This is a genomic window from Oceanobacillus sp. B139/18, from assembly GCF_055524595.1.
In genome coordinates this window covers 39,700-62,746 of sequence record NZ_JBVFXI010000009.1, presented here as the reverse complement: position 1 = coordinate 62,746, position 23,047 = coordinate 39,700, and the positions used below count along the sequence as shown (strand labels likewise).

At 39.9% G+C, this 23,047-nt stretch carries 22 protein-coding genes; 15 read left to right on the top strand and 7 right to left on the bottom strand.

Going from position 1 to position 23,047, the window contains the following annotated elements; translation table 11 throughout:
* The first annotated feature begins 38 nt into the window (after nt 1–38).
* The 9 genes from hepT (at nt 39) to ACZSMY_RS20435 (ending at nt 7,974) form a co-directional block, all read left to right on the top strand.
* Entirely contained in the window at nt 39–464 is a 426-nt protein-coding gene (gene hepT, locus ACZSMY_RS20475; protein WP_042532135.1) for a type VII toxin-antitoxin system HepT family RNase toxin, read from the top strand.
* 198 nt (nt 465–662) lie between these two features.
* A complete protein-coding gene (locus tag ACZSMY_RS20470) occupies nt 663–1,850 on the top strand; it encodes a DUF4317 domain-containing protein (RefSeq protein WP_042532137.1) in 1,188 nt (395 codons plus the stop codon).
* Between the two features lie 161 nt (nt 1,851–2,011).
* A complete protein-coding gene (locus ACZSMY_RS20465) occupies nt 2,012–2,446 on the top strand; it encodes a GNAT family N-acetyltransferase (RefSeq protein WP_212928617.1) in 435 nt (144 codons plus the stop codon).
* Between the two features lie 38 nt (nt 2,447–2,484).
* Nucleotides 2,485–3,861, top strand: coding sequence for a DHA2 family efflux MFS transporter permease subunit (locus ACZSMY_RS20460; protein ID WP_212928618.1), 1,377 nt, complete (start codon nt 2,485–2,487; stop codon nt 3,859–3,861).
* A 98-nt stretch (nt 3,862–3,959) separates the two neighbouring features.
* Nucleotides 3,960–4,958, top strand: coding sequence for an LLM class flavin-dependent oxidoreductase (locus ACZSMY_RS20455; RefSeq protein ID WP_212928619.1), 999 nt, complete (start codon nt 3,960–3,962; stop codon nt 4,956–4,958).
* A 143-nt stretch (nt 4,959–5,101) separates the two neighbouring features.
* Complete coding sequence (locus ACZSMY_RS20450) at nt 5,102–5,374, top strand: YhdT family protein (protein WP_042532144.1); 273 nt, start codon at nt 5,102–5,104, stop codon at nt 5,372–5,374.
* Nucleotides 5,375–5,413: 39 nt separating this feature from the next.
* The gene (gene panF / locus ACZSMY_RS20445; protein WP_212928620.1) at nt 5,414–6,847 is read left to right on the top strand and encodes a sodium/pantothenate symporter; all 1,434 of its coding nucleotides are present in this window, start codon (nt 5,414–5,416) and stop codon (nt 6,845–6,847) included.
* Between the two features lie 104 nt (nt 6,848–6,951).
* On the top strand, nt 6,952–7,416 hold the full coding sequence (locus tag ACZSMY_RS20440) for a hemerythrin domain-containing protein (protein ID WP_042532148.1): 465 nt from the start codon (nt 6,952–6,954) through the stop codon (nt 7,414–7,416).
* Nucleotides 7,417–7,638: 222 nt separating this feature from the next.
* Nucleotides 7,639–7,974 carry a DUF5362 family protein gene (locus tag ACZSMY_RS20435; protein WP_193063964.1) on the top strand — a complete coding sequence of 112 codons (336 nt, stop codon included), beginning with the start codon at nt 7,639–7,641 and terminating at the stop codon, nt 7,972–7,974.
* 66 nt (nt 7,975–8,040) lie between these two features.
* On the opposite strand, the gene ACZSMY_RS20430 is transcribed toward ACZSMY_RS20435, so the two are convergent.
* The 5 genes from ACZSMY_RS20430 to ACZSMY_RS20410 form a co-directional block, all read right to left on the bottom strand.
* Nucleotides 8,041–10,014, bottom strand: coding sequence for an acetoacetate--CoA ligase (locus ACZSMY_RS20430; RefSeq protein WP_465148253.1), 1,974 nt, complete (start codon nt 10,012–10,014; stop codon nt 8,041–8,043).
* Nucleotides 10,015–10,265: 251 nt separating this feature from the next.
* Complete coding sequence (locus tag ACZSMY_RS20425) at nt 10,266–11,414, bottom strand: conserved virulence factor C family protein (protein ID WP_212928622.1); 1,149 nt, start codon at nt 11,412–11,414, stop codon at nt 10,266–10,268.
* A gap of 12 nt (nt 11,415–11,426) precedes the next feature.
* Nucleotides 11,427–11,957, bottom strand: a complete 531-nt coding sequence (locus tag ACZSMY_RS20420) for a type 1 glutamine amidotransferase domain-containing protein (protein WP_465148252.1) — start codon at nt 11,955–11,957, stop codon at nt 11,427–11,429.
* A gap of 136 nt (nt 11,958–12,093) precedes the next feature.
* On the bottom strand, nt 12,094–13,209 hold the full coding sequence (gene ald / locus ACZSMY_RS20415) for an alanine dehydrogenase (RefSeq protein WP_212928623.1): 1,116 nt from the start codon (nt 13,207–13,209) through the stop codon (nt 12,094–12,096).
* Between the two features lie 115 nt (nt 13,210–13,324).
* On the bottom strand, nt 13,325–14,578 hold the full coding sequence (locus ACZSMY_RS20410) for a PucR family transcriptional regulator (RefSeq protein ID WP_193063959.1): 1,254 nt from the start codon (nt 14,576–14,578) through the stop codon (nt 13,325–13,327).
* A gap of 226 nt (nt 14,579–14,804) precedes the next feature.
* On the opposite strand from ACZSMY_RS20410, the gene ACZSMY_RS20405 reads away from it, so the two are divergent.
* The gene (locus tag ACZSMY_RS20405; RefSeq protein ID WP_212928624.1) at nt 14,805–15,905 is read left to right on the top strand and encodes a YkvI family membrane protein; all 1,101 of its coding nucleotides are present in this window, start codon (nt 14,805–14,807) and stop codon (nt 15,903–15,905) included.
* A 651-nt stretch (nt 15,906–16,556) separates the two neighbouring features.
* Here the strand turns inward: ACZSMY_RS20405 and ACZSMY_RS20400 are convergent.
* Entirely contained in the window at nt 16,557–17,024 is a 468-nt protein-coding gene (locus tag ACZSMY_RS20400; protein WP_193065532.1) for a YueI family protein, read from the bottom strand.
* Nucleotides 17,025–17,289: 265 nt separating this feature from the next.
* Here ACZSMY_RS20400 and ACZSMY_RS20395 point away from each other — a divergent pair, with 265 nt between their 5' ends.
* The gene (locus ACZSMY_RS20395) at nt 17,290–18,231 is read left to right on the top strand and encodes an MBL fold metallo-hydrolase (RefSeq protein WP_439957411.1); all 942 of its coding nucleotides are present in this window, start codon (nt 17,290–17,292) and stop codon (nt 18,229–18,231) included.
* Nucleotides 18,232–18,471: 240 nt separating this feature from the next.
* On the opposite strand, the gene ACZSMY_RS20390 is transcribed toward ACZSMY_RS20395, so the two are convergent.
* Nucleotides 18,472–19,236, bottom strand: coding sequence for an exodeoxyribonuclease III (locus ACZSMY_RS20390; RefSeq protein ID WP_193065534.1), 765 nt, complete (start codon nt 19,234–19,236; stop codon nt 18,472–18,474).
* A 371-nt stretch (nt 19,237–19,607) separates the two neighbouring features.
* Here ACZSMY_RS20390 and ACZSMY_RS20385 point away from each other — a divergent pair, with 371 nt between their 5' ends.
* From ACZSMY_RS20385 to ACZSMY_RS20370, 4 genes are read left to right on the top strand one after another with little or no spacing between them, the layout of a single operon-like run.
* Complete coding sequence (locus tag ACZSMY_RS20385) at nt 19,608–20,000, top strand: GntR family transcriptional regulator (RefSeq protein WP_042532170.1); 393 nt, start codon at nt 19,608–19,610, stop codon at nt 19,998–20,000.
* Nucleotides 19,993–20,682: an ATP-binding cassette domain-containing protein gene (locus ACZSMY_RS20380; protein ID WP_193065535.1), complete on the top strand. Its 690-nt coding sequence runs from the start codon at nt 19,993–19,995 to the stop codon at nt 20,680–20,682. Before ACZSMY_RS20385 ends, ACZSMY_RS20380 begins: the two co-directional genes overlap by 8 nt.
* Nucleotides 20,679–21,509, top strand: coding sequence for a hypothetical protein (locus ACZSMY_RS20375; RefSeq protein ID WP_465148251.1), 831 nt, complete (start codon nt 20,679–20,681; stop codon nt 21,507–21,509). The genes ACZSMY_RS20380 and ACZSMY_RS20375 overlap by 4 nt, the downstream gene beginning before the upstream one ends.
* A gap of 5 nt (nt 21,510–21,514) precedes the next feature.
* Nucleotides 21,515–22,765 carry a hypothetical protein gene (locus ACZSMY_RS20370; RefSeq protein WP_341172622.1) on the top strand — a complete coding sequence of 417 codons (1,251 nt, stop codon included), beginning with the start codon at nt 21,515–21,517 and terminating at the stop codon, nt 22,763–22,765.
* Nucleotides 22,766–23,047 lie beyond the last annotated feature (282 nt).

Below are 23,047 nucleotides of genomic sequence, written 5' to 3'. Positions count from 1 at the left end.
CAATCCGTATTGGAGAATTTAAAGAGGAGGTTCTATGTATGGCGAATGACGTTATTTTTAATAAGATAGCTATTATGGAAAGATGCCTTATCCGCGTGAAAGAGGTTTATAATGATAATACAGAGAATTTAAAAGATTTCACAAAGCAGGACGCTATTATTCTGAATATCCAAAGGGCATGTGAAGCAGCTCTCCAGCTGGCAATGCATATTGTTTCTGATGAGAGATTAGGATTGCCGCAATCGAGTGAGGATGCTTTTGATAGATTACTGGAAGAAGATATAATTAGTCAAAGGACTGTAATCCGGTTAAGAGAAATAATAGAATTTAAAAATAGTGCAGTTCGTCATTATCCATCATCGTTGAATCTTGATAGGATGAAATCAGTTATAGAGAATCACTTAGATGAATTTACTGCTTATAAAAAAGAAATTCTAAACTATCTACATAAAAGTAACTATTAAAAATACAAGTAAATAAAGTGGTCGAGAAGAATAAGCTTTCTGTTATCAGAAGGCTTATTTATTTGTAATCTTTACTCCTTAAAATCTTGAATGAATAGAAGAACAACCTCCTATTGATTTGTGATAAAATAGATAGACGCTGTTGAAAGCTGGCAGCAAAAAGTGATAAGCCGATTAAGAAACAGAGGAGAATCCAATTTGAATAAAAAAGATATTGCCGATATAAAAAAACAATTCAAAGTAAATAATGATTTATTAAAGATACAGGATATTTTCAATGTATATATCATGAAAGAATCGAGTGAAATCTATCATTATGAAAGTACGCCGTTTGAAATGCTGGAGGATGAACAGAAAGATTTGTTTATGGCGAATTTTAAGAAGGTGCTGACGGGGCAGCTGGATCAAAAATTGTTTGAATTGAAATTCCAGCGTGATGTGGAAGACAGCAGCCAGCTTATTCTTCATAAGGGAATGCTCTCAAATGATACTGGGGAATGGAAGGAGCAGATGCTCGAGCTGGTAGCAAAAATGCTGAAGGATAAACAGTATGAAATGGATATTGTTATTACGTTTATCCATGGAGAGTATGCAAAGCCTACGAAGCGGAGTAATGAAGAATCGGAGGAAAGCAGCAGGGACAGAGTGTATTCCAGTCCATTTATCTTATGCAGCATCAACAAAACAATGGACCCGAAAAAAGAACTGCTTTTTGATTATGTGGAGAAGGAATTTAAATATCATTTTGTGGTGGATCCAGTGATTAATTTAAAACAGCCTATCGGCGGGTTCTTATTCCCTGCTTTTACCGGCGGGGCTGCGGATGTGAACCATGTTCTTTATTCCGCTTCGAAACCGTATGAGCTCGATTATCATTTTATTGAGGAAGTGCTGAACGCGGAGGAAGCAATGACCGCAGAGGACGATAAAATCGTGTTTGAGGAAATTGTTAAGGATGTAGCAGGAGAGCAGATCAATACGACGACATTGGCGAATGTATATGATGAGATTCAGCGTGTGGTGGAAGAAAATGAAGAGCCGGATGCGCCAATGTTAGATTATAAGGATGTAGAGAAGGTGCTGACAAGCAGCGGTGTACAGGATATTGATCCGGATAAAGTAGAGTCTGCTTTTAAAAAGGTTATTGATGATGAAAAGTATGAGCTGAAAGCAACCAGTGTAGTTCCGAAGTATACGTCTAAATCCATTAAAATCAAAACAAAAGTGGCTGACCTTAAAGTATGTCCGCAGGATCTGCGCTATCTTCGCCAGACAACGCTTGACGGTAAGCTTTGTTTAATGATTGAAGTGGAAGAAAACACAGTGATTGAAGGGTTTGAAATGATTCCGGAAGCTATCTTTAATAGAGTGGAAGACGAGGAATAATATAGTAAAGTCTCTTAGTCGAAATAAGGCTGGGAGGCTTTTTAAGAGACTTAGCAAGCTTATTATATTTGTTGCATTTACAACAATAGTCAGTTATTTTACAATAGTAGCAATCATATTTTTTAACAGGATGCAAACAGAGGCAGAGAGGGGAAACTCAGGTGACTTATAAAATCGTAACAGAAGAACAGGATTTACAGAAGGTTTTTGAGATTAGAAAAGAAATCTTCGTAAAGGAGCAGGAAGTGTCCGAAGACGAGGAGTTTGATGCATTTGATTCGCTGGATGCGGACTGCAATCATATTTTAGTATATTACGATAACAAGCCTGTAGGAACAGGAAGAGTGAGAGCGGTAGAAGAAGTCGGGAAGCTGGAACGAATTTGTATTTTAAAGCCTTATCGTAAGTATGGGCTTGGCAAGGTAATTGTGCAGTCTTTAGAAGAGATTGTTTTACAAAAAGGATTAACCCGCGCAAAGCTGCATGGTCAGACGCATGCGGAAGGATTTTATCACAAATTGGGATATGAAACGGTGTCAGATGAATTTTTAGAAGATGGTATTCCGCATTATTTGATGGTGAAGCAGTTTAATTAAAGCATTACATATAACGTCACAACGGATAAGGAGGAGCCATGCAGCCTAAATTAGAAAACAAAGGGGTTATTATTGTTACGCTGGCAACAGGATTTTTATTAACATTCTGCCAGTTCCTATTGATTACGTCTTACCCGGCGATTATGCGGGAATTTCAGATTAATGCCACGGAAGTACAGTGGCTGACGACGATTTATTTATTAACAACCATAGTATTTATCCCGTTGACGGGCTATTTATCTAACCGATTTTCAACCAAAGCGCTTTTAGTATTTGCATTGCTTTGCATGGCTGCCGGTCTTATTGTTGGCGCTTTTTCGCAAAGCTTTATCCAATTGATTCTTGCCAGAGCGATTCAGGCGGTTGGAACTGGCGTCATATTGCCCGTGATTCAAACGATTTTAATTACCGTATTTCCGAAAGAAAGAAGAGGGTTCGCACTTGGACTGCTGGGCGGCGTCATTAATGTCGCTCCGGCAAGTGCGCCGTCTTTGACCGGGATGATTATTGATGTTTTCCATTGGCGCATCCTTCATTGGTTTATGCTGCCATTGGTGCTGATACTTTTGCTGTTAGCGGTTTTCTATATGAAGGATGTATTGAAAAAACAGGCAGCAAGGCTGGATATTCTCTCTGTGATTCTTTCGGCAGGGGCTTTTTCTTTGTTTATTATTAGTATCAGTAATATTAGTGTTGCCGGCATGGACCTGTATCTCGTTATTTTGCCATTTTGTATCAGTGCTGTTTTTTTATATCTTTTTATCCAGCGGCAATTAGCAGATGACGTGCCTGTGCTGAATGTGCGTTTGTTTCAGAACCGCACATTTCTGTTGGCTGTGGTGCTTATATTTATGGATATGATGCTCTTATTATCGGCAGAGACGATTTTGCCGATGTTTGCGCAGAACGTCTTAGAAACGAGCGCCTTTCTATCTGGATTTTTATTAGTGCCAGGCACGATTCTGCTTTGTATTGTCTCTGTTATTTCGGGAAATTTATATGATCGGTATGGCGGAAGGATTTTAGCTGTTATCGGTTTTGCTTTTACGCTTGTGTCCTTAGTACTGATGACAATGCTAAGCATCGACAGCTCTCCATTTTTGATTATGATTTATTTCTGCTTTTTTATGACCGGATTTGGTTTGTCGCTGATGCCGCTAGTTTCTGTCAGTGTCAATGTATTGGATGAAAAGGAAATGGCTCATAATTCAGCGATTGTTAATACCGTGCGTCAATTGGGAATGGCTTTTGGCGTGGTGATTCTGACAACCGTTATTAGTGTAACGACTGCTGTCATGGATGCACCGGAGCGGACAGGAACCTATTGGGGGACGACGTATGCATTTATGATGATGGCTGTGACGGCATTGCTTGGTGTGCTGCTGTCCATGCGGATAAAGGAGAAAATAGAATAGCGGAGCAGCGGTAAAAAGCAGAAATGTTGAATGGAAGACATTTCTGCTTTTTAATTATTTGTAGAAGTTTTTAAACTGGAAAAAGGAACGTGTTTAACATGAAATTAAGTGTACTAGATCAATCTCCAATTTCCATGGGGGAAACGTCAGAAGCGGCATTACAGCATACGCTGGAGCTGGCAAAATGGACGGAGGAGCTTGGGTATCACCGCTATTGGGTGGCAGAGCATCATAATACGAATGGGCTGTCGATTTCTGCTCCAGAAATTGTGATGACGAGAATCGCTTCTGTTACAAGCCGTATTCGTGTCGGCTCAGGCGGTATTTTGCTGCCGCAGTACAGTGCGTATAAAGTCGCTGAGATTGGCAAAACATTAGCGGCGTTTTTTCCTGATAGAATTGATCTTGGCATTGGAAATTCGCCGGGAGGTTCTCCACAGACCAGGGCTGCGCTGACAGATAATCAAAATCGGAGTTTAGCTGAATTTCCGAGACAGGCTGCTGATTTACAGGGGTTTTTGCATAATTCCCTCCCGCGGGACCATGATTTTCGTTTAGTAAAGGCCACTCCGCGTGTGAATCAGGTACCGCCGCTTTGGATACTCGGGTTATCCGCGCGAAGTGCAAACTATGCAGCAGAACTGGGAACAGGATTTATTTTTGGCCATTTTATCAATCCGGAAAAAGGTGTGAAGGCGCTCCAAACGTATCGGGAAAATTTTACACCATCTGTCAGTATGGAAAATCCGCAATCTATCGTATGTATTTTTATAGTCTGTGCAGAAACAGAAGAAGAGGCGGAGGAGCATGCGCTGACACAGGATAAATGGTTATTAAATGTCAGTAAAGGATTAGGAACGAAAGTAACGTCTAGCGAGGCTGTTCACCGTGATATGGATAAACTGAGTGCAGAAGATAGAGAGATAATCCAAAAGAACAGGGAAAGATGTATTATCGGTACACCGGAAACAGTGAAACAACAGTTATTGGAACTGCAGGAGAAATACCAGACGGACGAGTTTATGGTCATTAATAATACATTTGATTTTGAAGCAAAGAAAAAATCCTATCGTCTGTTGGCAGAAGCAATGCTTTAAACTAGTAATGAAATAATAGGAAGTGGAACAAGGATTTGTTATGTCTGTGATCTAATTGAAATTGCTGCCAGTTTACAGTTGATAGGAATTTGATTATAGTAAGAAAGAAAATAATCTTTTCAGAATGGTTAGGAGCTTTTAGTATGAAGAGAAAAGAATGGACGGATAAACGTTACAAAACTGCCAACCGGGAAGCTTGGACCGGTGTAGCGCTTGTGATTTTTAATTTTATCTGGTGGTTTGGATTTGCTTATGGACTTGGAAGCAAATCTCCAGAATCCTATCAGTACATATTTGGTTTCCCGGCTTGGTTTTTCTTCAGCTGCATTCTTGGATTTGTCGTGATGATGCTGTTAACGGTATTTGTTGTTAAATTCTTTTTTAAAGATATGTCTTTAGAAGCCGAAGAGGAATAAACAAAGTATGTCTTATTTTGAGATCAAGGGAGTTTAACCATGAATTGGGAAGCTGTTTTACCACTATTTATATTTATTGCGATTATTTTTATGATAGGAATTTGGGCTGGCAAATTTGTCAGCCGCTCTGATTCGTTTTTACAGGAATATTTTCTGGGCGGCAGAAGTCTTGGCGGCTTTATTTTGGCGATGACACTGGTAACAACCTATGGAAGCGCGAGCAGCTTCTTGAGCGGCCCGGGAACAGCCTATAATGAAGGGCTTGGCTGGGTGCTGCTATCGATGACACAGCTGGCAACGGGTTACTTTGTCTTGATGGTGCTCGGCAAGCGTTTTGCGATTGTCACCAGAAAATATAAAGCCGTTACAATCGTTGATTTTTTAAAGGAAAGATACCAATCCAAATGGGTTGTGATTCTTTCTGCGGCCAGTATTTTGATTTTCCTGTTTTCGGCGATGTCGGCACAATGGATTGGCGGGGCACGCCTGGTTCAATCCTTGACAGGGATTCCATATTTTACGGCGTTATGTATTTTTTCAATAGCTGTTTTAGTATATGTTGTCGTTGGCGGCTTTCGCGCAGTAGCGATTACAGATGGTATCCAAGGTATTATTATGTTTATAGGTACACTTATTTTACTTATAGCCGTAATTATAGCAGGAGGCGGTGTATCTCAGATTATGCATGATCTGTCTGTGGAGAATCCCAATTTGATTACACCATTCGGTGCAGATGGAAGTTTAACCCCTGCTTACGTTTCCTCCTTCTGGATATTGGTCGGTGTCGGGGTTGTTGCCTTACCGCAGATTGCGGTTCGTGCGATGTCTTATAAAAATACAAAGGCGCTGCATCGAGGCATTATTATTAGTACCTTCGTAGTCGGTTTTATTATGCTGAATATGCATTTAATTGGAGTGTTTGGAAGGACTGTACTTCCCGGTATCGAAATCGGTGATACCGTGATGCCGGAATTAGCACAAGCCGTTTTACCGGGCTGGGTTGCCGGAATTGTTCTAGCAGCTCCGATGGCGGCGATTATGACGACGGTTAACTCGCTGCTGTTAATGGTAAGCTCGACGATTGTAAAGGATGTTTATCTAAACTATATCCGTCCTGATGCGAATGATAAGACGATTCGCAAATGGAGTATGGGTGCTACCGCGTTAATAGGAATCATTGTTGTATTGATGTCACTTCAGCCGCCTGATTTGATTATCTGGCTGAATTTATTCTCCATGGGCGGGTTGGAGGCTGCTTTTATCTGGCCGATTATCCTCGGGCTTTATTGGAGAAGGGGAACCAAGCATGGAGCAATTGCTTCGATACTCACCGGTGTACTCAGTTATATTATTTTTGAAACATTTTATCCGCAGCCGTTTGGGATGCATTCTGTGGTGACTTCTATGCTGCTGGCTTTGATTGCATTTGTTTCAGGAAGCTTATTATATGAAAAAGAAGCTATATCAAGCTGAAATCGTATATCTGCAGACAGGGTTTGGTTTATACTAGAGGAGAAGACGCTTCTCCCTGTTTTTAGCTGGAGAAGTTTATCAGACAGTGTCGGAGGTGGGTTATTGTGAAAAAACAGCGACATGATGCACTGAAGCCATTATCACATCACCATCATCATGCATTAGTACAAGCAATGGAATTAAAGCAGGCCGGTACAGAAAAGACCGATAAATCCTTAGGCGAATCCATTAGAGGTCTTATTGACTATTGGGAAAAGGATGCCGTCCTTCATTTCCGGGATGAGGAAGAGGTTCTGCTGCCGCTTTATGAGGTCTATGCTGAAAAAACGGAAATCGAATTGATGAAAGAAATGCTTTATCAGCACATGCAAATCCGCAGTTTCGTTTATGCGATACGTGAAAACAGAGAGGCCCCATATGAAAAAATGAATCAGCTTGGGGAGCTGTTAGAGAAAAATGTCCGGTTTGAGGAGAGAGAAATCTTTCCAGTTATTGAAGAAGCTGTTCCAGGTAAATACCTGCATCAGGTGTATGGAAAGTTTCATCGTGATTCCTACAGCGGTTTTTAAATAAGAGAAGGAATGCTGATGGAAGGGAGCTTATCCTGCCATCAGCATTTTTCTATTTAGAGAGTTTGATTTGTATAACATAGGGCAGGAATCACACGTTTTCATCTAAAACATAAAGTAATCATAAAACAAATCCATAAATAAACGGAACTGGAAGAATGTTTAATAAATCGATTAAAGGTGAATATAGTAATAAAGTCACTATTAAGGAGAGGCGATTTGATGGATTATTTAAATATAGACCATTTAAAAAGAATTGCAACATGGGGGAAAATTGTTGGAGCGGCATCCATTATCATGGGGGCAATTTCGATTGTTTTAACTTTAACGGTTGATCCGAGCATGATTCTTTCTGGTATTATTTCTATTATAACTGGCTATCTCTTTTATCAAACAGGCGTAGAGGCTTCTAATATTATAGCTTCAGACGATTTTACAGCAGGCAATGTGAATGAGTTATTAAATAAGTATGGAAAATTATTGCTGATTATGGGGATTTTAACAATTATTTCGTTAGTCGTGCTTATTCCATTGATTATTGTATTAATCTCTCTTTGATTTAAAAATAAGGTATTTGTTGAAAAAGCTGATGGAAGAATAACGGCTATCTTCCATCAGCTTTTTTTAGATGTTCTTAGCTAATTCGATAAAATAGTCGAGACTATTCGGATTAATCAGAGAGCCTCGATTAATAACGGCTTCTGCATCCTGACCCATCAAGATTTTCTTAACGGGAATTTCGACTTTCTTTCCATTTAAAGTTTTTGGAAGTTCTTTTACTTCATAAATATGGGTCGGAACATGCCTTGGGGAGCAATGTGTCCGCAGCTGCTGATTAATTTCCTGTTTAATGGTCTCGCTTAATGCTTCGCCGTCTTTCATTACAATAAATAAGGGGGTAATCGAATCGCCGTTTCCTTTTGGTAAATCAACCATTAAACTGTCTTCAACAGCGGTAACATAATCCGTGACTCGATATATTTCACTCGTTCCAATTCGGATGCCGCCCCGATTGATTGTTGCGTCTGATCTGCCGTAAATGATAGCTGTATTTCGATTTGTCAGTTTGATATAGTCTCCATGGCACCAGACGCCGGGGAAGGTATCGAAATAGCTGTGGTACATCCGCAGCCCGGAGTCATCGTTCCAGAAATAAATCGGCATGCTTGGAAATGGAGCGGTCAAGACAAGCTCGCCAATCTCATTTGTAATCGAATTTCCGTCTTCATCAAAGCTTTCAATTTTCGCTCCCAGTCCTGCACACTGAATCTCTCCGGCATAAACAGGCTGAATAGGGCAGCCGAGTAAAAATGCGGTGCAAACATCCGTCCCGCCGCTTGCCGAAGCAACCCAGATATCATTTTTGACATGTGTATAGCACCATCGAAATCCTTCTGGAGAAAGCGGCGAGCCTGTTGAACTGATATTTCTTAAAGAAGATAGATCAAATTCGCTTTTCGGCGATACATTATCGTTCATACAAGCTGTGATAAAGCTGGCGCTTGTGCCAAATACATTCATTTTTGTCCGCTCGGCAAGCCGCCATAAAACCTGTTTATCCGGATAAGCAGGGCTGCCGTCATACAAGATAATGGTAGAGCCTGTTAATAATCCGCCGACAAGGAAATTCCACATCATCCAGCCGGTTGTAGTAAACCAGAAGAAGCGGGAGCCGGGGCTTAAATCCAAGTGCAGGTGGAGAGCCTTCAAATGCTCCAATAGAATACCGCCTTGACTGTGCACAATAGGCTTCGGTTTGCCGGTTGTTCCAGAGGAATAGAGTATCCAGAGCGGATCGTTAAAGGCAACAGGTGTATACGACATTTCCAGTTTTTCTTGATGCGCTGTTGCAATATCCCAGGAAATCGGCTGTATACAGTCACCGAAATCTGCCTGCTTGTTTAAGTAAGGAATAGTAATCGTTGTTTTTAAAGAAGGAAGCGCAGATTGCAGCTCCTTGACTACATCTAATCTATTAAATTTCTTGCCGTTATACGTATAGCCATCGACCGTAATCATCGCCTTTGGCTCGATTTGCTGGAAACGCTCCATCACGCTCTGGGTTCCAAAGTCAGGAGAAGCGCTGGACCAGATAGCTCCTAAGCTTGCCGTTGCAAGGAAAGCAACCACCGTTTCATAGATATTTGGCGCATAGCAGGCTACCCTGTCTCCCTTTTCAATTCCTTGCTTTTCCAATGTTTTTTGAAGCGCAGCTGTGTCCTGATATAGTTTCTCCCAAGAAATTTCCTGCAGCTCCCGATTTTCCGATGTATGAATAATAGCAGGGCTTGTTAATGTTTTATTCCGGAATACATGCTCTGTGTAATTGAGGCTTGCTTCGGGAAACCATTTTGTTCCGATGATTTGATTGCCGGAACGCACCGTTTGATAAGGCTGGTGCGACTGGATATTGAAATATTCCCAAATAGATTCCCAGAATGTATCGAGATCCTCCACAGACCATTTCCATAAATGATAGTAATCTTTAGTCTGGATATGTTTATATTCTTGTAACCAAGTACGATAAGAAGTAATATTTGCCTGTTCCACTTGTGTTTTACTTGGTTCAAAAAGCAGCGTACCTTCTTGTGTATCCATTCGTTATGTCCCCCTTCAAGTACTCCGATACTACTATTATAGGAAAACGCTTTCTATACGTAAAGGAATTGAAATGGAAAATATATGTTTTACAGCAAAGAGAAAAATATAAAACGATCAGCAGTGAAGCGTGTAGCTTACAGGAGAAAAGAATATATATTAATGATATGTATCGTCTGTTCCATTTAGATATGAAAAAACTAATCCAGAGCATAGCTCTGAATTAGTTTAGATTCATCTGTGAAAGCATCCTATTTTGATTTTGCTGCCTGCGTCATTTGGTGCCAGACAGAGCCTTTTGCTTTTTCGCCGCCTTGAATACGCTCTAAAGCTAGTTGTATTTGCATGCGTACTTCAAACTCTGGTTCCTCAGCAGATGCTTCTTCAAGAGCAGGAATAGCAGATTCATCGCCCGCCTCATATAAATACATTGCTCCGCGCCAACGGACGATCCGGCTTTTGTCCTTTAATGTTTCAATCATGTTTGGAATCGCCTCTGTAAAGCCCAGGTCTGAAATACAGTCACCGGCTGTTCGACGGACATTCACGGCTTTATCAGCCAAAGCTTCATATAGCAATGGCAAAGCAGCTTTATCCTCCAGCATGCCTAAATAAGCAGTGGCCAAACGACGGATTGATGCTTTTTCATCGTGAATCGCTTTTTCTAAAAGGGCAAGATCGTCCAAGGTCGGATCCAGACGATCCAGTGCTGCATAACGTTCCCGCCAATCCGGGTTATCCAGTTTTTCAATCGGAACATGCTGATAGTAGTTTGTGGCTTTGCTTGTATTTCCATCAGTTTGTAAAGCTAATTTCACAAGGGTATCCAGTCTTTCCTGGTTATAGCTTGCCTTTAACTCTTCTATAACATCCTGACCGATTTCATCCATATTGCCGTAGCGAGGGTGCTGTTCTTCCCATTTTCGGTCCATGATGACATTTTCAGAAGCGGGAGAGGCTTCCATTACGGCTTTGGAAAAACGCTCTGGCAGTCCGTAGCGTTCCTCTTTATCTCCTTCTTCCAGCTTTACCTGCATTGGAATCCCTAAAAATGTTTGAATGAAAACATGAATTTCGCCAAATGTTTCCAAAAGTGCTTCTGCATCAGCAGATAATTCATCGGCCTGGTTAAAAGCTTCGTTTGTTCCCAATACATTCCGGACCTTTGGCAAAAGCTCCTCCCAGGGTGTCTTCGGATTTCGGGCCAAAGCAATAAAATCGACGACACGATAGATGTTTTTGACCCCATCCAAAGCAAAAAGCTTCTGCACATACTCCGGAGCTTGAGCTAAATCGTCCTTGTTACTGTAATTATACGTTTCGTCGGGAGGAAGCGTCTCGTTCACATTGATTTTCATAGAATGCGGACTCGGTGTCGGTTCTATAGAAACAATTTTCATTTGTATACTCCCTTAACGCTGATATTCTTCCATCACTTTAATCAGTTCACGGAGATAATCCGGTAAATCAGGCGGTCTTCTGCTTGAAACAAGGTGACCGTCCGAAACAGTCGGTTCATCAACCCATGTCGCTCCGGCATTGGTCATATCATCCTTGATTCCAGGTGTACTGGTTACGGTTTTACCCTCTAAAATATTGGCAGAAATTAATACCCAGCCGGCATGACAAATTTGGCCAATAGGCTTTTTCTGCTCATTCATATGCTGAACGAACCTGATAACCTCCGGGAAACGACGCAATTTATCTGGAGCCCACCCGCCGGGTACCAGGATAGCATCATAGTCTTCTGGATTCACTTCGGAAAAGGCATAATCTGATTCAGCAGGAACACCGTATTTTCCAATGTATTTTTGATTGGCAGCTTGTCCGACTAAATCTACCTGAGCGCCTTCTTCACGCAGACGGTGAACGGGATACCATAGTTCCAGATCTTCAAAGTCATGATCAACAAGTGCGATAACTTTTTGGTTTTGTAAACGCAAAATAATCCCTCCATTCTTTATAGAAATAGTTTAACAGACTGGCGTAAAAATAACGATTCCGACGACTTTTAACGGAGCTGAAGCCAAGAAAAAGCCATCACCTCGGTTTAACAAGGAAATGGCTTTGGAATACGTATTATTTTAAAGCGTCCTGTACAGAAACATAATCATAATTTAAATCATTGGCAACTGCTTCATTTGTTACATGCCCATTCATTACATTCACACCGCTGGCGATTGGAGCGCTATTTTGAATCGCATGCTCGACGCCTTGTTTCGCAATATTGACTGCATATGGCACGGTTACATTTGTCAGTCCGACCGTTGCAGTGCGTGGAACAGCTCCCGGGATATTGGCAACAGCATAATGAAGGACGTCATGTTTGACATAGATTGGATCTTGATGTGTAGTAGGATGGTCAACGGTTTCAAAGTTACCGCCCTGGTCAATTGCTACATCCACAATGACACTGCCCGGCTGCATCGCTTGAATCATTTCTTCTGATACAAGCTTTGGCGCTTTTCTGCCTGGAATCAATACCGACCCGATAACGAGATCCGAATCTGTGACAGCTTCTTCAATATTTAGCGGGTTTGACATTAATGTTTGAATGCTCGAACCAAAAATTTCTTCTAATTCGCGAAGACGCTGCGGGTTTAAATCAATAATCGTAACGTCCGCTCCAAGACCAATTGCTACGCGCGCTGCGTTCGTGCCAACAACACCGCCGCCGATAACCGTTACTTTTCCTCGTTTGACCCCGGGAATACCGCCAAGTAAAATGCCTTTGCCGCCTTCTGATTTCTCTAAATATTGGGCGCCAATCTGCGTAGCCATACGTCCGGCGACTTCACTCATCGGTGTCAGAAGCGGGAGAGCGTTACCTACAACAATGGTTTCATAGGCGATTGCTGTAACTTCTTTCGCGACAAGCTCTTCCGTTAATCTTGCATCAGCAGCTAAATGAAGATAGGTGAATAATACTAACCCCTTCCGGAAATAACGGTACTCTGATTCCAGCGGTTCTTTTACCTTCATTATCATATCAGACCGTTCCCATACCTCCGAGGCCTCTGCGATAATCTCTGCTCCGGCCTGCTTGTATTCTTCGTCTGTAAAGCCGCTTCCCAAACCGGCTTCTTTTTCAATTAGAATCGTTTGCCCGGATTGAACAAGGTTCACTACTCCGGCTGGTGTCATGGCAACACGGTTTTCATTGTTTTTTATCTCTCTAGGTACCCCAATAATCATGTTATTCGCCCCTTTGTTTATCATTTTATACTTATAATGGTAACGCTTTCTTTGTGAGAATTCATTATGAAAATAAATGAATTGAGTCCAAAACGTTTGTGTATTTACACAAATCCTAGGATTTTTCCAGCTTGTCAGCTAATAACTCTAAATAAACCGCTACTTTCTGATGCGGATTTTTTAAATCAAGATTGCTAATTTCATGAATACGTTTTAAACGATAATTCATGGTATTTGGATGGATAAACAACTCTTTTGCTGTACGATGTACGTTGGAGTCATGCTCCAAAAATTTTTCTAAGGTGTACAATAAATTACTTTGCTGGCGCTGATCATATTGCTGCAGACGTTGAATGTATTTATTTGTATGACGCCGCTTATGACGATGTTCTTTTAATACGTCTATCCACTGAAAAACGCCTAGGTCTTCATAAAGAAAACAAGAAGACAGTTCATCGGGAAACTGCTTTTGCAGGGAATTTGTCTGAAGCGCTTCCTCGTAAGCCCTCGTCATATCTTTTGCAGAACCGTAAATTTGGCTTCCTGCACCGCGCATGGAGGTCAATTGCAGCTGTGTGCTTATTTTTTCCTGAAACTGCTCAATAAACTGATAAATTTTATCGGATGTATCATCCGTCTTCCATAATCGTACCAATAAGATAAAATCTTGATCATCAAATAAACGGAAAATCGTATTCACCTGCATGACCGTTTCTGAAAGGTAGGAAGCGTGCTTTTCAATCTGCGGTGTGATTGCATCTTCAAAATGAAAAACAATGATAGCAAGGCCATCCTGCAGCTTTATATTAAATTGTTTTTCGTAGGATTGAATCGTGCTGGCGCTGACAAAATCTGCTGTTAACAGCTGCCAGAAAAAGTCTTTATAAGCTTGTTCTGTATTTCTTCGGCCAGGCAGCTTCTGCAGGATAAACTTTTTCACCTGCCGGGTAGCTTCACTTAGAATTTCCAAATCATCCTTACTATATTCATTTTCACCTGTATGTGCCCAGATAAAACCTAAAATTTCGTTTTTCTTCCAGATGGATATAGCAATCCGGTTTCCAAGTCCAATTTCTTTGATTTCGGGAATAATGACTGGCTGATTACTATCAATCAGCTTGGGCATTGCTCCGTTTTTCCATAAACCGTTAATAACTTTATCAGGGACTTTTCGATTCATGATGGTGCCGATTCGTGCTTCATCAATATTTTCGGTATGTTTACTATATGCAAGAACATAATGATTCGCATCCTCAATGGTAATAGGACATGACAATACCTCGCTGATTGTATCGGCAAGCTCGTCTAAAGATGAAAAAGGCTGCTTTAATGTTGCTATTTTATTTTTTGCGATATGAGATGAGTTCATAAAGTACACCCCTTTATAAAGATATGGTCTAAATAGAAAATGCATTATTTTGAATAAATTTAATAATTGGTATACTTGCTTTTTATTAGTAGGATAGACTATCATTTTCCATAAGTAATCTTTTTTTATATACTGGTTATAAGTATATACATACTTTCATTTTAGTATATACACAAAAAGATTTCATCTGATACTTATAAGATAAAAAGAACAGAGGGGGAAGCACATGAAAAAACTAATGAAAATCTTTGTAATTGCAAGCGCATTCATAGGGGTGATCGTAGGCGCCGGGTTTGCATCCGGCCAGGAAGTGCTGCAGTACTTTACAAGCTTTGGTACAGTGGGAATTCTGGCTGCATTTGTTTCTACAGTGTTTTTTGCATATGTTGGAATGATGCTGGTCTGGTTAGGGAGCAAGGCACAGACAACTTCTTATAATGATGTTATCTATAAAATCAGCCATTTTAAAATCATTGAAAAAATCACTCGTATTAACCTGATTGGGGTAATAGTAGATGCTGTATTAGTATTTACGCTATTCGGCGTAGGGGTAGTAATGATTGCTGGAGCTGGAGCGAACCTGAATCAGCAGTTTGGGCTGCCTCATGTTGCAGGAGCGATTTTAATGACAGTATTGGTACTGCTGACAGGTATGCTGAAAGTGGATAAAGTGGTTGCTGTAATCAGCAGTATTACACCGTTTTTGATTTTATTTGTTATCGTTATCTCTATCTACAGCTTTTTTACAATGGATGGATCTTTAGCTGAATTAAATAGTACGGCAAAGAGCCATGGACCGAATTTTCCAAATTGGTTTGTTGCAGGCTTAAACTATGCTACCTTTAACACTTCTGTTGGCGCGGCGATGTCCATTGTTATGGGGGGAGCAGTGAAAGATAGAAAAACAGCAGCCATTGGCGGGTTAGTAGGCGGACTGGGACTGGGTGTATTAATTCTTCTTAGTTATTTCGCGATTTTTGCTAAAATTGAAGAGGTCGGAAATTTTGAGATGCCAATGTTGGGGATTGTAAATAATATTTCACCAGTGCTAGGTATTATCATGGCACTTGTACTTTTTGGAATGATTTTTAACACAGCAATTAGTATGTTCTTTGCGTTTGTTACCAGGTTTGCAAAAGTAGAAACGAAAAAATTTAATATATTATTAGCTATCACCCTGGTAGCAGGCTTTATACTTAGCTTTGTCGGTTTTACCGATTTAGTCTCTAAATTTTATTCGCTGATTGGCTATATGGGACTGGTACTGATTGTTGTACTGATTATTACACCATTTAGAATGAAGAATATTGATTTTGATGATAAATGATGCATCATACAGTGTGAAGTAACAGGAAATGTAAGGTGAAATGTAGTGCCGGTCATAGGAATTGGGTGTAAATCGCCTCATTTCCGCTGACTGGCATTTTTAAAGAATAGGAAAGTTATAAAAAAGCTGAAGATAGCCGCTCCAACGGTTTTCATGGGGTGAGTAATCACAACCCCAGAAAAACACTACGCTTTCCATGGGCCCCGAGCTCATCTCCTTTAAAGAAGACTTGCTGATTGGCAAGCCGGCAGGCGCAGACAGAAGCATAGTCGCACTTATGTCCCGATGGTAAAAAAGAAGTTCGCTTTTTTCTGCGGGGTATTCACACTGGGATTGACTGGGATTGGGGCAGCAATTACTTGTCCCATCAAAAAGCGTCGCTAGAATTAGCTTCTTTTCTCTGTAAGAAAGCAAATAAAACATAATTCTTCTTAGATGGGAGCGGAGGGAAGTCGACTCCTGCGGGAAAAGCAACAGCTGAAGACCCCGCAGGAAGCGGTTTTCTTCCGAGGAGGCCAAAGCGTTGCCCGCGGAAAGCGACTTCCCGCAGCGGACATCTCTTCGGCGAGAACACCGATGTTTTAAAGACTAAGCGGTGTTCTTGGCTTTTCTAACATTTACACAGTATTAAATGGGAGAAACAACGGCAGGTTAGTGGAAAAAGTTTTTAAGCTTCGATACGATTCCTTTTGACGGATTGCTGTTTTTTTCTTCTTCATCTTCTTTTTCTTTGGGAGCTAGTTTTTCCTCAATATCTTTAAGGGAAATTTGGTCTATATCTACAGCATAAGGATAGGTGAGCACTAAACCGATTTCTGTATCATTCTCCTGGTTACTTACCGTAGTATGTGGAATGGAAAAGCGGTCAGCGAGTGCTTTTTCTTCCTTTAAAAATGAATATGAAATATTTCCGTTCAATAAGATTTTTGCCTTCGGATGCTGCTTTAATTGGCGCTCTAATTCAGCGAGTCCTTTATTAGACATCACCTCGCCAATGGTTAACACAAAGGCAACGCGCTCACGAAAGGTGCCAAGATACATTTTCCGTTCACTCTCATTGGGCAGACGCGTTCCATACATTCCTTCTTGAAGGTAATCATCTACATTCTTTTTACTCATTCGATTTCATCCTTTTAATCTATTTTCAATTTGCTGTGCGGTTTGCATCAGCAATTATTACATAATCATTATTCTCCATCTAATGTACCCTATTGTTGAATATCAAGCAAAGAAAATCATTCCTATTTCCTATTTTCTAAAGGGGGTGGATTGGAAAGTAAAAATGAAATATCTGATAAAATCATACGGAGACATATATTTAAATGTTAAAATAAGAGTATAGTGTGTTTCAATTATTTTGTGGAAGTGAGGGATTATTATGCAGTTGCACTCTAGAAAAACGATGAAACTTCATCATGGGATTTCACTTATCGATGGTTTTGATTTTGGTGTAAGCGGCAGAACAGGAGCTTATGTCATTGAAGCAGATGAACTTACGATTATTGAGACGGGACCGAGCCCTTCTGTACCGTATATTAAAAAAGGATTAGAAGAATTAGGATATACTTTTGCGGATGTAAAACATATTATTGTTACACATGTTCATTTAGATCACGCTGGCGGCGCAGGACGTTTATTATCGCTTTGTCCGAATGCGCTTTTATACGTTCATCCAAAAGGGAAGAGACATCTTGTTGATCCTAAAAAGCTGGCTGCTGGAGCACGCGCAATTTACGGCGAGCGTTTTTCCGAATTATATGATCCCATTATCCCTGCTGATGAGGAAAGGGTGGTGGAGAAAACAGAAGGAGATACGCTGCAGCTTGAGGAAGGCCGCATCTTAGAATTCTGGGATACGCCAGGCCACGCCAGACATCATCTGGGAATCTATGATCCTATAAGTAATGGGATGTTTACTGGGGATACGGCCGGAATTCAATATGAACAACTATTTCCGCATGGGTTGAACTTCTTTTTACCATCTACATCTCCCAATCACTTTGATCCGGAGGCAATGAGGCATTCTTTACAAAGGTTCCGTGAGAAACAATTAGATTATATCTTTTTTGGACATTTTGGAGGAACAGATTTAGTAGAAGAAGCTCTCGAGCAGGCAGAAGCATGGCTGGATATCTTTGTGAGAGAAGGGGAAGCTGCAGTTGCAGAAGGACAAAGCTATGATGAAATTGCCGACCGATTGTTGAAATATGTACAAACAGAGCTTCGTGAGCAGGGGATTGCTGATGACCATGAGGTTTATCAGATAATTAATGTTGATTTACAATTAAGTGCCCTTGGGATGGTAGATTATTTTCAGAAACAATAAACGGGAAGCGGATGCTTCCATATTTATATAATATTCCTTGAATGATAAAAACGAAAAGGAAGCACAAGCTGGTTCCTTTTCGTTTTTCAGGAAAGAGAGGTAGGATGAGAATGCGAAAAAAACTGCGTATCATTACTGTTTTTTTGTTTGGTGTAATCATTGGACTATTTTTAATACCAGAAATATTTCAGACGTTCGACATTTCCTTTTTCTCCTTTTTTGATTAAACATGGATTGGGTTTATCTGCTGTTAAGATTTATTTCCAGACTCACTGGGCAATGGTCGCTGCCAAGTGTATAACGGTGAACCTCCATGTTTTCCAGATATTTTTCTAATGGACTGGAAACAATCACATAATCAATACGCCAGCCGATGTTTCTTTCACGAATTGTTTTCATATAAGACCACCACGTGAAAATATCATCGTGTTCAGGATAGAAGAAGCGTAAGGTATCTGTAAAACCATTGGCCAGAATCCGTGTCATTTTATCCCGTTCCTCTTGCGTAAATCCTGAATTGCCATGGTTTGTTTTATCATTTTTCAAATCGATTTCCTGATGGGCTACGTTTAAATCTCCGCAATAAATAACGGCTTTTTTCGAATCAAGCTCCCGCAAATAATCAAACATCTTATCTTCCCATTCCAAACGCTCTTCCAGCCGGGTTAAATCCCGCTTTGAGTTCGGCGTATAGACATTGACGAGGTAAAAGTCAGGGTATTCTAATGTGATTATTCTTCCTTCAGGCTCTATCTCGCCTTCTTGAAACCCGTAAGAAACATGAAGCGGCTCATGCTTGGTAAAAATTGCTGTTCCTGAATAACCTTTTCTTTCCGCGTAATTCCAATATTGATAATATCCTTCTAAATCCAAATCAATCTGCCCTGCCTGCAGCTTTGTTTCCTGTAAACAGAAAAAATCTGCATCTATATCATGAAAGAAATCCAAGAACCCTTTTCGAACACAGGCCCGGATTCCATTAACGTTCCATGTAACTAACTTCATTTTGAAAATCTTCCTTCCTGTTAACATCATTCTGATAGCCATTCTACCATATTTGTCTGAAAAAGGGATTGCTTTTGTGTGGAGAGAGCCGGCTGTTTCACGATGGGTGTGGAAGCGTCGAACAAAATTACACCGAGTATACTTATATATATTTCCTTTGCTGATGCCAGGTAAATATGAAAAATATCTCTTTTTAAGAACGAGTCCAGTTTGAAATAAAGAAATACAATCCACCATACATAAAAAATTTAAATTTAACAAAGAAAAGAGTTGTCTTTCTTCTGTATTATGCATATAATACACTTACAAGATGTACTAGTGTATTAATACAGTATACACGAAAGCATGATAAGAATGAGGTGAGAAATTGGATGGATATCCGTTTTGATAAACGTGAAGCTGTGTATATTCAGGTGATCAGGTATTTCAAAGAACAGATTGCAATTGGAGAATTAAAGTCTGGTCAGGAAATTCCTTCACGCAGAGAATTAGCACAGCGATTAAAAATAAACCCGAATACTGTGCAGCGAGCTTATAAGGAAATGGAGGAGGAAGGCTTGATTTATACGGATGGAAATAAACCAAGTATGATTACAAAGGAAACGGGCCGCATAAAAGAAATTCGTGAAAGTTTAATTGACGAAGCAATTGATCAATTTGTAGATCGTATCACCTCTTTGCAAATTCCAAAAGAACAGGTTTTTGACCTTGTCCAGTCAAAATTAAATGAGCTTGGCAGGGAGGATGAAGAGAAGCATGATTAAATTGACCGGTATAGAGAAAAAGTATGGCAGAAAAAAGATATTAAATGGAGTTACTTTTGAGGCAGATAAAGGCCAGATTACGTGTTTAATTGGAATCAACGGTGCGGGGAAAACGACTATTCTTCAATCGATTATGGGACTGACTCCTTACCAAAAAGGCGAGATTACCATTGATGGGGAGAAGCTGTCTCCAAAGATGATGGAGAAAATAACATATATCCCAGATACAATGACGCTTTTGCCTAAAATGCGGATTAAGGATGCTTTTCAATTTATGGATGATTTCTATCAAAATTGGAATGGGGAGCGGGCAAAAGAGATTTTAGAATTTTTTAAGCTGAAAGAGGATGAACGTATTTCCCAATTATCAAAAGGCAATACAGCGAAAGTGAATTTATTGATGGGATTGGCGATGGAGGCTGATTATATTCTAATGGATGAACCTTTCTCTGGTATCGATATCTTTAGCAGAGAACAGATTGCCGATGTGTTTTCCAGTCATCTGGTAGAAGACCGCGGTGTTATCATCACAACACATGAAATCAGTGATATTGAGCATTTAATTGATAAAGCAGTCTTACTGGCTGATGGAGCGGTAAAAAAAGAATTTATGACGGAGCAGGTAAGAGAAGAAGAGGGTAAATCTGTTATCGATGTGATGAGGGAGGTATATCAGGGATGAAGCTTTTTGGAAAACTGGTAAACTTTGAATTTAGACGATTTTTACCGATTTATATTATGCTGCTTGCAGCTGTGTTTTTGCTGCAGGCTGCCGGGGTGCTGTATTATGCATTTATGGTGAAATCGGAAATTACAGAGAGTGTCATGAAGCTTGGAATACCTAAAGAGCAATTTCTTCAAGATAATGGCTATGTATCGATAGGGAATATATTGTCGAGTTTTCTGTTTACACTGCCTATTGTCCTCGCTGCAGTGACGATATTTATTTATGTTTTATTTATCTGGTATCGGGATTGGCTGGGCAAGAACACGTTTATTTACCGCTTGCTGATGCTTCCGGTGAAACGTATTCAGTTGTTCTTTTCCAAATTGGCGGCGATTCTGATTTTCGTTTTTGGTCTGATTGCTTATCAAGTAGCTGTCCTCCCTGCGTTACAGATGATATTAAAGCTGATTATTCCGGTTGATTACCGGTTGGATTTAACGATTCAAGGGATGATTAGAAGCTTTTATTATTTAAAATTCCTGCTTCCGGAGAAATTTATTGATTTTGTGATTAATTACGGTTTTGGAACAGCTTTTGTCATTATATTATTTACCATGATTCTGATTGAACGCAGCTACCGTTTTAAAGGTGTATTTATGGCGGTTTTTTATGGGATAGGGGCTCTGATTCTGGTCTTTTCTCCATATATTTTGCAGATAATCGTAAAAGGATATTTTTATGAGACGGAGCTTTTATGGATGCAATTTGCTATAGCAATTACCCTTTCAGCAGTATCGGTTTTCTTTAGTAATCATTTGTTAAATAGAAAGATAAGGGTGTGATAGAGATGGATCATTTAAAGCGCTATTCGATTATATATTTTGCATTCCTTTTCATTTCGGTTATCCTTATCAGTTTTTATGTAATGGATGAAGAAACGCTTGATTTTAAATGGAAAACCGTATCTGGAGATGAAGCGGTTGTGAAGGATGTTACGATACTTGGAGATGGGCAAAGTAGTCCCGGCATGGCTTCGTACTACAGTGTGGTGTCAGAACCTTTTCAGTTATCTGTGGATGAATCTAAGCGGATAGATCAATCAAGGGAATCATATTATGGCTGGTATTATTCTGACTTACAAATAGAAAAATATGTGAAAGAGTATAAAAGCTTTATGCGCGGGAAAAACCAATGGAGTGAGAATTTTGCGGAAACAGATAATCAGCTTATTTATGTAGATGGGAATGAAAACAACTGGGATATGAATGAACAGAATCATATTGGCGTAGAAATACTTGATAAAGAAACAGAAAACGTCAGCTCATTCGAACTGGCTGTCGAGGATCAGCAAATCTATGGTGTAAGCTCTATAACTGCTGATAATCATAATAAGTTATACGTCCAATTATATATGGAAGGACAGTATGATGAAATAACAGATGTGTATACGGATGAAAATGGGATTCTTGTGATAGATTTAAATAATCAAACCATAGAGGATATAAGGTTTCCACAAAGGGACATGGAGTCTAAAGAAGGAATAGAACCCTCTTTAACCTATCAGGACAGCGGTCTGATCAACGGAGAAATGCATTATCTCTATACGTATGATGAATATAAAGTCGATCAGAATGGTGTTTACGTAGGGGATTCTCCGCTTAAATATGAACTGCGTTTATACAATGTAGAGCAAGACAGCTTCCAATCCATTGATCTTCAGGAAGCAAACTTTTATGGGGGAGATTTTCTTAGAATTTATGATGGTACAGTTTATGCAGGGATGCTCCAAGGGGAAAATTACACGTTAACAAAGTTCGATGAGAATTTAGAAGAACAAGAAACCGTTTTTGAAGAAAATGTGTTTGATGCGGAAATGGAAATAGGGCAAGAAGAAGTATATCCATTAACAGATGTTCATAATGGTTATTTCTATGTTGTATTTCCTGCTTATTCTACACTGACAGTGGCGGATATTTCTATCAATGTATTTGATTTGGAAACAGGGGAAAATGTTTATCAAGGGATTATTCAGGCAGAAGATTCTATGAAACAATATCAGTATTTTGATTTGTATCAGATGGAATTTGAGGATAAGTAAAGATAAAAATACAGAATAGAGGGTATCTTCTATTCTGTATTTTTATTAGTTAAATAGGAGAGTCATATTTTTTAGCAAAAAGACTGCAACTGCCGCCATCTTGGTTCCAGTCATTATTGAATTAGATCAGCTTGTACTTCATTTATCTAAAAAAACAGGAGCTGTATGTGGCGTACAGCTCCCTCAAGGCATGGGTTGTTGTGATGGTTTGAATCAATGACAACGTTGTCTAGATTCTAATATAGTTTATGCTATAAAGAAATGGTTGTCTCGACACTTATA

Bases quoted from the DNA above. Each gene is read 5' to 3' on its own strand.
- hepT (WP_042532135.1), top strand. From the start codon at position 39: ATGGCGAATGACGTTATTTTTAATAAGATAGCTATTATGGAAAGATGC.
- ACZSMY_RS20460 (WP_212928618.1), top strand. From the start codon at position 2,485: ATGCAGCCTAAATTAGAAAACAAAGGGGTTATTATTGTTACGCTGGCA.
- ACZSMY_RS20455 (WP_212928619.1), top strand. From the start codon at position 3,960: ATGAAATTAAGTGTACTAGATCAATCTCCAATTTCCATGGGGGAAACG.
- ACZSMY_RS20450 (WP_042532144.1), top strand. From the start codon at position 5,102: ATGAAGAGAAAAGAATGGACGGATAAACGTTACAAAACTGCCAACCGG.
- panF (WP_212928620.1), top strand. From the start codon at position 5,414: ATGAATTGGGAAGCTGTTTTACCACTATTTATATTTATTGCGATTATT.
- ACZSMY_RS20435 (WP_193063964.1), top strand. From the start codon at position 7,639: ATGGATTATTTAAATATAGACCATTTAAAAAGAATTGCAACATGGGGG.
- ACZSMY_RS20430 (WP_465148253.1), bottom strand. From the start codon at position 10,014: ATGGATACACAAGAAGGTACGCTGCTTTTTGAACCAAGTAAAACACAA.
- ACZSMY_RS20425 (WP_212928622.1), bottom strand. From the start codon at position 11,414: ATGAAAATTGTTTCTATAGAACCGACACCGAGTCCGCATTCTATGAAA.
- ald (WP_212928623.1), bottom strand. From the start codon at position 13,209: ATGATTATTGGGGTACCTAGAGAGATAAAAAACAATGAAAACCGTGTT.
- ACZSMY_RS20410 (WP_193063959.1), bottom strand. From the start codon at position 14,578: ATGAACTCATCTCATATCGCAAAAAATAAAATAGCAACATTAAAGCAG.
- ACZSMY_RS20405 (WP_212928624.1), top strand. From the start codon at position 14,805: ATGAAAAAACTAATGAAAATCTTTGTAATTGCAAGCGCATTCATAGGG.
- ACZSMY_RS20400 (WP_193065532.1), bottom strand. From the start codon at position 17,024: ATGAGTAAAAAGAATGTAGATGATTACCTTCAAGAAGGAATGTATGGA.
- ACZSMY_RS20390 (WP_193065534.1), bottom strand. From the start codon at position 19,236: ATGAAGTTAGTTACATGGAACGTTAATGGAATCCGGGCCTGTGTTCGA.
- ACZSMY_RS20385 (WP_042532170.1), top strand. From the start codon at position 19,608: ATGGATATCCGTTTTGATAAACGTGAAGCTGTGTATATTCAGGTGATC.
- ACZSMY_RS20380 (WP_193065535.1), top strand. From the start codon at position 19,993: ATGATTAAATTGACCGGTATAGAGAAAAAGTATGGCAGAAAAAAGATA.
- ACZSMY_RS20375 (WP_465148251.1), top strand. From the start codon at position 20,679: ATGAAGCTTTTTGGAAAACTGGTAAACTTTGAATTTAGACGATTTTTA.
- ACZSMY_RS20370 (WP_341172622.1), top strand. From the start codon at position 21,515: ATGGATCATTTAAAGCGCTATTCGATTATATATTTTGCATTCCTTTTC.